This window comes from Marinomonas sp. 63XJN7_7_ISO-PGPR-S23-202 (genome assembly GCF_056173505.1).
Genome location: NZ_CM149677.1, coordinates 1,412,501 through 1,425,542, shown reverse-complemented (window position 1 = coordinate 1,425,542; position 13,042 = coordinate 1,412,501). Strand labels below are relative to the sequence as shown.

At 41.5% G+C, this 13,042-nt stretch carries 6 protein-coding genes and 2 rRNA genes (1 of these 8 only partly in view); 5 read left to right on the top strand and 3 right to left on the bottom strand.

Annotation, left to right across the window (positions count from 1 at the left end; translation table 11 throughout):
• Positions 1 to 8: 8 nt before the first annotated feature.
• Complete coding sequence (doeB2, locus tag AC0VYG_RS06535) at positions 9 to 1,181, bottom strand: N(2)-acetyl-L-2,4-diaminobutanoate deacetylase DoeB2 (protein ID WP_475431508.1); 1,173 nt, start codon at positions 1,179 to 1,181, stop codon at positions 9 to 11.
• A gap of 1,078 nt (positions 1,182 to 2,259) precedes the next feature.
• Between doeB2 and AC0VYG_RS06530 the strand changes: the two genes are divergently transcribed.
• The 5 genes from AC0VYG_RS06530 (at position 2,260) to AC0VYG_RS06510 (ending at position 10,835) form a co-directional block, all read left to right on the top strand.
• Positions 2,260 to 3,315 (top strand): FHA domain-containing protein, encoded by a 1,056-nt coding sequence (locus AC0VYG_RS06530; protein WP_475431507.1) that lies wholly within the window; start codon positions 2,260 to 2,262, stop codon positions 3,313 to 3,315.
• Positions 3,312 to 7,376 (top strand): TOMM system kinase/cyclase fusion protein, encoded by a 4,065-nt coding sequence (locus AC0VYG_RS06525; RefSeq protein WP_475431506.1) that lies wholly within the window; start codon positions 3,312 to 3,314, stop codon positions 7,374 to 7,376. The genes AC0VYG_RS06530 and AC0VYG_RS06525 overlap by 4 nt, the downstream gene beginning before the upstream one ends.
• Positions 7,377 to 7,403: 27 nt before the next feature.
• Positions 7,404 to 8,342, top strand: a complete 939-nt coding sequence (locus AC0VYG_RS06520; protein ID WP_475431505.1) for a hypothetical protein — start codon at positions 7,404 to 7,406, stop codon at positions 8,340 to 8,342.
• A gap of 112 nt (positions 8,343 to 8,454) precedes the next feature.
• Complete coding sequence (locus tag AC0VYG_RS06515; RefSeq protein ID WP_475431504.1) at positions 8,455 to 9,708, top strand: YcaO-like family protein; 1,254 nt, start codon at positions 8,455 to 8,457, stop codon at positions 9,706 to 9,708.
• On the top strand, positions 9,705 to 10,835 hold the full coding sequence (locus tag AC0VYG_RS06510; RefSeq protein ID WP_475431503.1) for a TfuA-like protein: 1,131 nt from the start codon (positions 9,705 to 9,707) through the stop codon (positions 10,833 to 10,835). Before AC0VYG_RS06515 ends, AC0VYG_RS06510 begins: the two co-directional genes overlap by 4 nt.
• Before the next feature lie 203 nt (positions 10,836 to 11,038).
• Here AC0VYG_RS06510 and rrf read toward each other — a convergent pair.
• Together rrf and AC0VYG_RS06500 are read right to left on the bottom strand one after the other, a co-directional pair.
• Positions 11,039 to 11,153: ribosomal RNA gene (gene rrf, locus AC0VYG_RS06505) — 5S ribosomal RNA — on the bottom strand.
• Between the two features lie 219 nt (positions 11,154 to 11,372).
• Positions 11,373 to 13,042 (bottom strand): 23S ribosomal RNA (locus AC0VYG_RS06500); it runs 1,215 nt beyond the window's last position.

The following is a 13,042-nucleotide window of genomic DNA, read 5'->3' as shown; positions in this document are numbered from 1 at the left end:
TGTATGCGTTACCGCTTTGGTGGTGATTGATCAGCAAGGCCTGCCAGTTGGCAAAACCAACGACAGACATCGGCAATCAACCGATCATTGAAATCGTAATGTGGACTATGGCATGACACGTTGTGACCTTCGCCGTCGTCACTGCCAATCAAGGCAAACGCCCCAGGTACAGCCTGTAAGTAATAGCTAAAATCCTCTGAGGCCATAATGGGTAAGGATTGACCGTGGTTCAGTGCTTGCTCGCCATAAAGAGACTGCCAAACTCGCCTTGCCTGAGTTGCCTGCTCTTTATGATTGATAGTGGCTTGATAACGAGTCTCATGCTGCACGACACATTCCACGCCATAGGCCGCTGCGGTTTGCGTGGCAACCTGAGTTATATGATCATTAATCAGCTGTCGTGTTGTTTCATCCGGCACACGAATACTGCCACTTAATGTAGCGGTTTCTGGTATCACCGTCGGTGCCGTACCGGCATTCATTTGCGTCACACTAATCACCGCCGTTGCTTGCGGCGCAAGACGTCGACTCACTATTTGTTGTAACGCAAGATTGACGGCACTGGCCGCTAACAGTGGATCAGCACACAATTCAGGCTGGCTGGCATGACCTCCATGGCCGTTAAACGACATGTTGAAAGTCCCGTTACCGCACATCACAATATTGTCTGGGCAAGCTAGGGTGCCGTAGGGCAAGGCGGGCCAATTGTGCCAACCATAAATCGCACCAACGTTGTCCAATGCTCCCTCTTTGATCATTTCACGAGCACCATGAAAGCCCTCTTCCGCAGGCTGGAAAATGAGCACAACGGGCTGAGGTAACTCATGCTCAAACCGCTTCAACCAACGTGCCGTTGCCAATAGAGTCGCGGTATGGCCGTCATGCCCACAAGCATGCATACAGCCTGTATTTAACGACGCCCATTCTTTTCCAGTTTTCTCATCAATGGGCAAGGCGTCCATATCCCCACGAAGTGCGATTGCCGCCCCTTTAGCTTCTCCATTGAGCCAAGCGAGGGTGCCTGTAGCCGCACAAGCTCGCCAAGGAATATTTAATTCATCCAGTTGAGCACGAACCAATGAAGCTGTATTTTGTTCTTGCCAACTAAGCTCTGGATGAGCATGCAAATGCTTACGCAACCTTTCTGCATAAGCAATATTGTCCTGCCACGCATCCGACATCGATCACTCCGAGAAGAAAATAAAATTTAAAAAGAAATAAACTCTCCATTACAGTAGTAATTAAACAATCCGGCTTTTGCAAGAGGAAAAAATGAATAAAAGTAAAATATAAAATTAAAAAATGGCTAAATAAGAGAAAAAAAACGCTCAAAACAAACACATAGAACACAAACTAAAAATAAAAAATTTTCTTAATTTTCACATTTCAAGATCAAAGAAGTGATGATTTTTTTGCGCCAAAAAAGAGCATAAAAGCACTAAAAACAGGCATTTAAACAAAAAACGGAAAGATTTTTCCTATCAGCTCTAAATATTAGACATATAACATTATGGATCTAAAATATAAAACACAAAATCATTAGATATATAACTTTTTCTATTTACCAATTTCTAAGAAAATAAAATTTAAATATAAAACCTTATTTAATTTTCTAAAATTAAAAAGCATTTACATTTAATGAACGTATTATTATTCACACAAGAGCCGCTTTCAAAAATATACTTTAATATATGGTCATTAGTGACAGACTTTGTAGATGAGGTAAGCCCTCCCTAGAGTAAAGTATCAAAGCGGGTAATCAGTGAGGTTCGGACGAGAACCATTGATAAAGAGAGATGAGCAATGCCATGCTCCTGAAGCAAAACAAAAATCGTTTGGCTATTTTTGTTTATAAACGTACGACAAACTGTAACATATCCTCCCTACCATGCGATGATACAGCCATTGGCTGAACCGATTCCAAAGTGATAAATTAACGTAATAATTACAATTTTATATCTAATGAGTGTTATTTAATATTGAAAGGCTATCCACAGAAAAGAGAAACAAAAACATAGACTTATGGAAAAATTACTGCCATTATGCGATATGTTATCATTCTCAATTGGTATTCTTAACGTACTCTTATTGACACGTACTAGATAAACAATCTATAAACACTACTACATCATGGAATTGATCAACCCCTCCAAGGAGTAGAGTATTAGGCGAAATTTGACGTCTGTTCCATTGTGCAAGTAGTAGTCCTTCTGAGGGTGATGGTTAAGAGAAATAAATAGCTACAAAGAGGTCAGGGTTATGTCTCATATCGACCAGATTAAATCGCTGTCAAGCTTGGCATCCGATCTATCCCCTCCAGAAATCGTCCCCAGTCAAACCAATCCAGTTGAAACAGGCACGCTTTCTTCTTCAGGTCGAGACATTTATTTACGCAATTACCATACAATAGGACGGGCAGATAACTGCCATACTCACTTACCTGCTAACAGTGTTTCTCGGCTTCATGCCATCATTTTTTGGCAAGATGACACTTGGTACATTGAAGACAAAAGTACCAATGGTGTGTGGGTAAATGAACATAAACTGCAAACTGGCCGACCTCACGCTCTCAATAAAAATGACATGATCATCTTTTCCTCTAAAGATGTGGGATCCTTCATCCTCACCAATAACACCTCACCTCACGATCTATTGATCCCAGTCGAATCGAACTTGCCATTAACACCTATTTGCCTAAACAAACCACTGCACGCTCTGTCAGAGATCAGCACCTTACTGTGGAATGAAGGAAGTTGGATATGGGTAGACAATGAAACCCTATCAAATAAGAAGAGGCTGATGGATGGTGATGTTCTAACAGTCGGTAAACACAAATATCGGATGCAATTTAATCAAATGTCGTCTAATACCAGTCAGTATTTGCCTGTCGCTCAAACACTGGAAGACTTGACCTTTCAACTCAACGTATCAAATGATGAAGAGGATATCCAACTGCACATTATGGATGGAGTGCAGACGGCGGAAATTAAAGGCTATAGAATCCAAAGTCAATTGTATCTATTACTCTATTTGGCTCGCCAAGCCATCTCTGATAAACAGCAGGACTACGCTGAGAATCAACGAGGATGGGTAGCCTTGTCTAAACTGTCCAAAGATCTGGGGATTGAGGTGGAAAATACTCGTATTCGTTTACACCGACTTAGGAGCCGAATTCGTGATGTTGTTAGCTTCACGGACCTTGACGTATGCGAATTAATCCAGTTACAACATGGGGAAGTAAGGCTCAATACGAGTAATGTCATTATATATAAAGGCAAGCATGAATCTCAAAATGAGACTCACCAATTACTATGAAAACAACATCCCAAAATGCAATAGCGTCATTTTTTTCCTCGAAAGGCTACCAACTCGAACATAAAATTGGCCAAGGCGGATTTGGTACGGTTTACTTAGCGATCCATCATAATACAGGCCAGCGTGTGGCCATCAAGAGTGTAAATTTAGAAGCGCAAGACGAGAAAAATAGCCTGCAAATCAAACGTTTTGAACGCGAATGCCATTTTGTTGCTAAACTCAACCACCCCAATATTGTTCGATTACTTGATAAAGGCCAAGTCTCATCTAGCAATGTATATAGTATTTTTGAGTATGTCGATGGCACAAATCTGAGTGATTATATACAGCAACACGGTGCCCTGAGTATTGAAGATGCCTACCCAATCATGCTGCAAGTGTTGGATGCGCTCGTTCATGCTCACCAGCAAGGTATTATCCATCGTGATATCAAGCCTTCTAACATTATGCTGCAGCAAACGGGGGCGAAAAAGAATGCTAAGTTACTCGATTTTGGTATTAGCACGGTCACTATTAACCAGCGTTCAGAAGACTTTAAAACGATTACCCTAGCCCAAGAGTCTGTAGGAACGCCTAGCTATTGTGCACCGGAGCAACTTCGAGGAGAGCCAGCTTCGTTTCAATCTGATCTCTATATGTGGGGGCTTGTCTTTATTGAAGCGCTGACAGGATCTCCTGCTGTTTCAGGTTCTAGTATTGCGGATTTGTACCATCAGCATCTAAGCGATACGCCCGTCGCTATTCCTAGTTCTCTTTTATCGCATCCGTTAGGGCATATTCTGCAGAAAACACTCAGAAAGAATGTGAATGAGCGTATTGAAAGTGCTCAGGCGTTATTTGAAGAACTCGACAAAATTGCCATCAACAATCTTGTTGGACAGTTTCGGCCAGTAAAACCCGCTATACAAGAGGATATGGAAACACTCGTTCAACGTGGCGATGACCCTAGTCATATTTTCAAACAGTACCTCCCCTCTACCGAGCGCAAACAAATCACTGTGTTGGCTCTAGGTCTCTCGTTAAACCAAATATATAACATCCCAGAAGAACAAACAGGGCTGCTAGAAAGCCTTTATCACTCAACTCGCCAACAGTGTATTGATGTGGCCCAGCGCTATGGCGGGTTTCACGTAGGCCATTTAGGGGATCAAACTCTATTTTACTTTGGTTACCCTGTGGCAAGTGATCATGATTCTCGTCTCGCTGCACGCACATCACTTGAAATAATGAGCGCTATTTCTAAACAACAAAGCTTTATGCTTGAGAAATATCAATGCCAATACATCGTCAAGATAGGTATTCACTCAGGCATTTTGACTCAACATGGTAACCAAATACCAGATGGCTTTGCTAACCATCAGACCTGCGACCTAGCAAGGCAAGCCCGTGACAACAGCATTCTATGTTCCATAGACACCAAAAACATCTTAGAAAACTATTATCAATTTGCTGAACATCAGGCAACACAACAAGATCATGCCCAACTTGTCGCCGAGCGGTCCATAGAAGCATTTGGCTTTATTCGTGGCGTACGAAACACTTACCCATTGGTTGGCCGTAGCAAAGAACTAGATACCTTACGCACTTCTCTAGAAAAATCCTTTAGTGCTAATTCAATAATCCACGTATATGGCGAGGCTGGAATTGGCAAGTCACGGCTTATTCATGAGTTCAGGCGGCTAGAATCCACCAGGACTCATCATATTTTTCAAGCGCTCCCCGAACACCAAAACAATGCTCTCTTCCCTATTTTATCCGTCATAAAGCATCTACTTACTGCTCTATTTAATCAACAACATAGCCAAGGCAAACAACTCACCCAATTAATAGAAAACGGCGACTTTTTAGAATCAAAAACAGAAATCACTACCCTCCTAGCAGCATGGCTCAATATTAACGATATTGAACAATGCCAGCTATCTAGTATTGAACCAAAGCAGCAAAAATCATTATTGTTCGAAGGGCTAGCCTACATTCTTAATAGCTATCAAGAACAAATGACTCAATACAGTCAATCTGTTGGGCATATTTATATTTTTGAAGATATCCATTGGGCTGATGTCACCAGCCAAGAGTTTATCGCCTACCTAAGCAAAGAAACTGGTACTCAAAAACAAACGATTATTACCACTTCACGCCAACCTGCCCCATCAGCCTTTGACGATGGTAAATGTCATTGCATCCATCTTGAGCAACTTAATCAAAACTCTTCACAGGAGTTCATCAATACGTTATTTGATGGGGCAGCAGTTGCCGAAGATGTGATGGAGGTCTTAGTAACACGTACCGATGGCATTCCACTCTTTATTGAAGAGCTGGTATCCATGCTTAAGCGCCGTAAATTAGTACAGCTAAACCATGGGTTGATAGAATTTGTCGATCATCAAAGAATTGATGAAATACCAAATAGTCTACGAGAATCTATCCAGAATAAAATCGATGGCCTGATTTATTCCAAGGACACCTTACAACTTGCTGCCGCGATAGGAAGAGAGTTTAGCTATAACCTACTGGTTACCGCCTCTCACTTTAGCGCACTGCAAGTTCAAAACGATTTATCAGAGCTGATCGATAACCAACTGATTATCCAGCTGCGTCATGTTGATGGCGACCGTTATCTATTCAAACATGCCCTAGTCCGAGATACCGCATACGACAGCATTGAAAGACAACATATACCAGAACGCCATAGGCTTATCGCTGAGTCTATCCTCAAGATAACAGACAATATAGATCGCTTTATTGCTTCCGACCTTGCACAACACTATGAAAAAGCTCAGCAATACGACAAAGCTAGCCAATACTATTACCAAGCAGCTAGCGAAGCAGAAAACACCTTTGCTGTTGATGATGCAATATACCTATATCAAAGTTCTCTAACAGCCTACCACTCTATCAAACTTACTATTAATGAAGATCCAGAAAACCAACAAGAACATTTAAAAAAAATACTAGAAGGATTATCAACATCCCTAAGACGAGATGGACAGCACGAAAATGCTCGAAGTAATTTAAAAGATTTAATTTTTTTACTAGAAAAAGATCTCCAATATGAGCCGCTTTCCGTTGCTCAAATAAGCTTAGGTCGAACCTATGGAGTTACTCATCAACATAAAGAGGCACTTAAGCACTTCGAATATGCTTATCAAGCATTACTTAAATGTCCACACACACAAAATCCAGATCAGTCGAACTGGTGGGAGACTTGGCTAAATATAAAAAATGAAACTTTATATATCTACTACTGGTTAGGTGATAATTATAAAATTAAAAAAATTTTAATGGAGTTAGAGCCTGTAATACAGACTAACAACAACAAAAATCGAAGCGCTAAATACTACCACTCTTATTTTCAATTTCAATTGAGAAATAAGCGATATGTATTAACATCAGAAGATCTAAATACTCTAAAAATAGCCTTGGAAGCAGCTACAGAATGTAACAACTCTACTTTACTTGCTTATATTACATTTTCTTTTGGACTAGGACTCATACTATCCAATCAGTCAAAGCGAGCACTCGAACAACTAAACCGTGCACTAGAATTAGCTAAGTCTTTCAAAGGCAAAGTAATTCAAACTAGATGCTACACATATTTATCTGTTGCATATAGAAAATTAGGAAATACCAATAAGACTAAAGAATATGCAGAGCTTTCTCTAGAACTTTCTTGTAATTTAAAAATGGAAGAATACACTGCGGTAGCACTAGCAAATATATCATGGAGTTATTTTTCAAAAGAAAATTATAGAGACTCAAAAAGATACTTAGAAAAAAGTTTAGATCAGTGGAATAAAATTAAAACACGTTTCGAATACCCACTTTTATGGCTATCTCATCTACATGCAATCATACTCTATGGAGAAGAATCCACATCTAAAAAGATGCAAAACAGAAAAATAGCTCAATTAGCAGCAGCACTTTTAAGTCCACAACAAATGATCCTTTCTAAATCAATAACTTTATCACTTACTCAACTAAAAGATACTCTCAACACGCCTAAACAGTCAACTTTAATAAATAAAATCAAGATGTCAGCTAAAAAAGAAAAGCTAATTTAACTAACCCAACCGTCAAGAGGATATTAAATGAAAACTAATGAAGAAAAAAACTACAAACCAAAAAGTACATCGCTAGATGATATATATGTCATGTTATCTAAAGAAATGATTTTTGACGATGTATTTTCAGAAGAATTTGAAAATAAGATACTTGTTTATATAACTAAAAAAATATATGAAGACCCAAATCGAATAATTGAAGAAGTTGAATATAAGGAAGCGATAGATGGAAGTATTGAAGAACTTTTTGTGAGACCTTTTTTCTTAAATGAAAACTATGTATACCCAATCAATTTAGCTGGTCCTGCAGTATCAAAAGTTATTCAATGGAATATTGATCAGGCTATCGAAAAAAACAGTGAGCTAAATGAAACCATAAAAAACAAAGAAAAAAATTATTTCAAACCTGGTTATTTTATTGATTTACGACAATTAAAAATGAGTCGTATGAATATTATCCGTTTAAAAGACCTTGATAAAGAAAAATATTATGATGATGCGGAACCAGACACTCCCATTCCTTATAAAATACTAAATCCAATAAAAGCCAATAGTGCTTTTTTTCCGGTTCCCAAAGATAAACAACATGAGCTTAAAAAGCTTCCTGATGAAGTAAATCTTTATATTGCATTTTTCAGCAACCAAAGTAAAACACATACAAACACCGAATGTTATAGCTATAAAGTTGCTTATATCACAGCAAAAGAAGTAAAAAACTATATTAAAGATGAAGAAAATGTAGATCAGAATCAAGACCATATTCAATATTTAAAAACCTATTATGGAGATACTGGAATACAAGCAGGTGCCCTAAACCCTTATGATATTTTATCAAAACATGATTTCGAAAAAGATAACATAAGCAAAACTGATTCATCTCAAGATGGGGGCGGCGTAGGAAGAGGTGATGAAGGCGGTGGATCAACCTGTTATGTAGCCAATCTAACAACCTTCAAAAAGTCATAAATGCTGTAGTATTATAGTAAAAGAGAGCTAATTTTTAGCTCTCTTTTTTAGTCTAACAACCCTATCTGTAGTCACACTGTTCTTAAATACGGTTAGATAATTAGGTGATTCTTTGACAAGTAAACTCATAAAGACCTATCGCACTGGCACCCATCGGACAATATCACCGCAAGAAACGCTGAATAAGATTATCCCTTTATTGCCAGCTATGGGAATTACTCGATTAGCTAATGTCACTGGCTTGGATGATATTGGTATTCCAGTATTTACCGCCTGCCGACCCAATGCCAAAGCCATTTCTGTTTCTCAAGGCAAAGGAGTTTCTATTGAGGCAGCCAAAGCTTCTGCAGCAATGGAAGCGATTGAAACCTATCATGCTGAGAATATAGACTTACCTACTCGATTTTGCTCTTACAATGAATTAGTCAAATCACATTCAGTTGTCAATTTGGATCAGCTGCCTAAAATGGATGTGATTGCTTTTGATCCGGACTCTCGTCGTTTGTGGATAGAAGCTCAACTTCTGCAATCTTTCCAAACCACTTATATTCCTTATGATTTAGTGCACTGTGATTTTACCTTGCCACTCCCACCGGGCAGTGGGTGCTTTCAGCTCAGTACCAACGGCTTAGCCTCCGGCAATACTCGTGAAGAAGCTGCCAGCCATGCTTTATGCGAGCTTATCGAGAGAGATGCGTTAACCTTACGCTCATTACTCTCCGAATCACAACATGCGCAACGAAAAGTCGATTTAACTACAATCAAAGATCTCCACATCAGTGAACTGATTAGAAAGATAGAAGAAGCGGACATTATGGTCAGTGTTTGGAATATCACATCAGATATTGGTATTCCCACCTTCTCAGCAACTATTATCAACAAAAACGAAAGTCAGCATCGTCAACTTTACCCCATGAACGGATCTGGCACTCATCCAGACAAGCATGTTGCCATCATGCGCGCCATTACTGAAGCGGTACAAACCCGTCTAACCTTCATCTCTGGGTCGCGTGACGACGCAAGCCTATCCATGTATAAGGCTAAACAAAATATAGAACATCAGCGTCGTGTTCGAGATCAATTGATGAACACACCAGCCTATGTCGATTTTAATAATATTAAAAGCTGGAATCACGACACCATAGAAGAAGATCTAACGCTACTGGTTCATAAACTTGAGCAGCAAAACCTCCCTTGCCCTATGATGGTAGATTTAACCAAAGCGGAGTTTGACATCCCGGTAGTACGTGTTATTGCACCAGGCCTAGAAGGCATTCACGATGTACCAGCTTACGTTTATGGGAAACGTGCCCGTGACTTTGCCGAGAAACAAAAAAATATACAGAAGAAGGACCTAGCCCTATGAACATAATCGTATTTGCAGGGCCAACTGTTCGCAAAGAAACTATACTGAAAATCCTCCCTGATGCCGACATCCGACCTCCTGCAAAACAGGGAGACCTTTACCTCGCTACCCGCGATAATCCAGAAATCATCTTATTAATTGATGGCTTTTTTGAATCGGTTCCAGCCGTGTGGCACAAAGAGATTCTATACGCCATGTCTATCGGTATTCATGTATATGGAAGTTCTAGTATGGGCGCTCTCAGGGCGTCTGAGCTGCACTCATATGGCATGGTTGGGGTTGGAGTAATTTTTGAAAAATTTGCCAATGGAGAGTGGGAAGATGACGACGAAGTCGCACTAACCCATGGCCCAATGGAGCTAGGTTATCCATCTGTTTCCAGAGCTATGGCTGATCTGCGATATGATCTTGCTCGCGCATGTGAAAGAGAGATACTCACTCCTTCCCAAGCAGAAACTATAGCATCTAAACTGAAATCGCTTTGGTATCCAGAACGCTCACATGACGCTTTATGCTCCTATGCTAAAGAGCTTCTAACACAAGATAAAATGAAACAATTGTCTTCTTTTTTAAAAACAGAAAGTCAGTCACTCAAAGAAAAGGATGCTATATTACTCATTAAGCAAATTGCCGATATAGACTTAAATAACTTCCCTTCGAAAACAATTCACTATGTCCTACAAGAAAATGATGCATGGCAAACCCTCATTAACGATGTCTCTCGCTCCCGCCTTACTAAAGTACAAGTAGACTTGCCTTCCCAGCCTTCACAAGAACACACAAGAGACAATATCTTCCAGAGTAAACTGAGAGCTTTAGCATTAGAGCACGCGGAGGATATAGGCATAGAGTATAAGCCTTGGGTTCGGCTGGCATTTGAAAAAGTTGTTAGCCAATGGGGATGTGTAACAGAAGAAGGACAGATCCAATTTGAAAAAGTAAGCGATAAAATGGTCTCTTTATCCCTAACGACCGAACAATTTGATCGCTGGATTGAACGAGAAGCTCTACTAATGGCTTATGCAGACCAAATAGAAATTAAACCAGAGCACATAGCAGATGAAAGCTTACTTAGACTAGGTGCAGCGACCCCTCATAGCGCACTAGAAACGCTTTCTAAAGAATGACTTCTAAAGTCATCCTGTGGGATTCACACGGACGCGTTAAACCTACGAAACAGGCGCAAGCGAATACGATGGCAAGGTGGCAATCCGCTAGTCTGCCATAAAGAGCCCATCACGACCATCGACAATGGTGATTCCCGTTTTTTAACCCAGAAAAGCAAAAAACCCCACCCTGCTTAGCAGGATAGGGTTTCTCTTAATTAAAATCTTGATAACGACCTACTCTCACATGGGATCTCCCACACTACCATCGGCGATGGCACTTTTCACTTCTGAGTTCGGGATGGGATCAGGTGGTTCAATGCCTCTATGATTATCAAGAAAACTGGCTTGCGTTTGTTACGGTGGCTTTGTGTTTTCCTCTCCATAACTCGCAAATTCGTTCACTTGTCTCTGTTAACAATTCTTTTTTGAAATAGCGACAATCAAGCGTTAAACCGGATCGTATTCTGCGTCTTTTGTGTGTCTTACGACCTCCATGGAAGGAGGAAGTGCTGGAATGGTCAGGAACCATCTCCAGTAAAACCACTTTGGTGTTATATGGTCAAGCCTCACGAGCAATTAGTATTGGTTAGCTCAATGCCTCACAGCACTTACACACCCAACCTATCAACGTCCTCGTCTCGAACGGCTCTTTAGGGAACTTATGTTCCAGTGAGATCTTATCTTAAGGGAGGCTTCCCGCTTAGATGCTTTCAGCGGTTATCCCGTCCGAACATAGCTACCCGGCAATGCCACTGGCGTGACAACCGGAACACCAGAGGTTCGTCCACTCCGGTCCTCTCGTACTAGGAGCAGCTCCTCTCAAATCTCAAACGTCCACGGCAGATAGGGACCGAACTGTCTCACGACGTTCTAAACCCAGCTCGCGTACCACTTTAAATGGCGAACAGCCATACCCTTGGGACCGGCTTCAGCCCCAGGATGTGATGAGCCGACATCGAGGTGCCAAACACCGCCGTCGATGTGAACTCTTGGGCGGTATCAGCCTGTTATCCCCGGAGTACCTTTTATCCGTTGAGCGATGGCCCTTCCATTCAGAACCACCGGATCACTAAGACCTACTTTCGTACCTGCTCGACGTGTCTGTCTCGCAGTTAAGCGTGCTTTTGCCTTTACACTCTATGCATGATTTCCGACCATGCTGAGCACACCTTCGTGCTCCTCCGTTACTCTTTGGGAGGAGACCGCCCCAGTCAAACTACCCACCACACAGTGTCCTCGATCCGGATTACGGACCTGAGTTAGAACCTCAAACATACCAGGGTGGTATTTCAAGATTGGCTCCAATAGAACTGGCGTCCTATCTTCAAAGCCTCCCACCTATCCTACACAAGTAGGTTCAAAGTTCACTGTGAAGCTATAGTAAAGGTTCACGGGGTCTTTCCGTCTAGCCGCGGATACACAGCATCTTCACTGCGATTTCAATTTCACTGAGTCTCGGGTGGAGACAGTGCCGCCATCATTACGCCATTCGTGCAGGTCGGAACTTACCCGACAAGGAATTTCGCTACCTTAGGACCGTTATAGTTACGGCCGCCGTTTACTTGGGCTTCGATCAAGAGCTTCGCTTACGCTAACCCCATCAATTAACCTTCAAGCACCGGGCAGGCGTCACACCCTATACGTCCACTTTCGTGTTTGCAGAGTGCTGTGTTTTTAATAAACAGTTGCAGCGGCCTGGTATCTTCGACCGACTAGTGCTTACGGAGCAAGTCCTTCACACCGGCCGGCGTACCTTCTCCCGAAGTTACGGTACCATTTTGCCTAGTTCCTTCACCCGAGTTCTCTCAAGCGCCTTGGTATTCTCTACCTGACCACCTGTGTCGGTTTGGGGTACGGTTCATGTATATCTGAAGCTTAGAAGTTTTTCCTGGAAGCATGGCATCAACCACTTCACCCAAAAGAGGGCTCGTCATCAATTCTCGGTCTTAAGAGGAACCGGATTTGCCTAATTCCTCAACCTACTACCTTAAACACGGACAACCATCGCCGTGCTGGCCTAGCCTTCTCCGTCTCTCCATCGCAATATACATAAGTACAGGAATATTAACCTGTTTCCCATCGACTACGCATTTCTGCCTCGCCTTAGGGGCCGACTCACCCTGCCCTGATTAACATGGGACAGGAAACCTTGGTCTTCCGGCGGGGAAGTTTTTCACTCCCCTTATCGTTACTCATGTCAACATTCGCACTTCTGATACCTCCAG

Coding starts and splice junctions, on each gene's coding strand:
- AC0VYG_RS06530 (WP_475431507.1), top strand. CDS start 2,260: ATGTCTCATATCGACCAGATTAAATCGCTGTCAAGCTTGGCATCCGAT.
- doeB2 (WP_475431508.1), bottom strand. CDS start 1,181: ATGTCGGATGCGTGGCAGGACAATATTGCTTATGCAGAAAGGTTGCGT.
- AC0VYG_RS06510 (WP_475431503.1), top strand. CDS start 9,705: ATGAACATAATCGTATTTGCAGGGCCAACTGTTCGCAAAGAAACTATA.
- AC0VYG_RS06525 (WP_475431506.1), top strand. CDS start 3,312: ATGAAAACAACATCCCAAAATGCAATAGCGTCATTTTTTTCCTCGAAA.
- AC0VYG_RS06520 (WP_475431505.1), top strand. CDS start 7,404: ATGAAAACTAATGAAGAAAAAAACTACAAACCAAAAAGTACATCGCTA.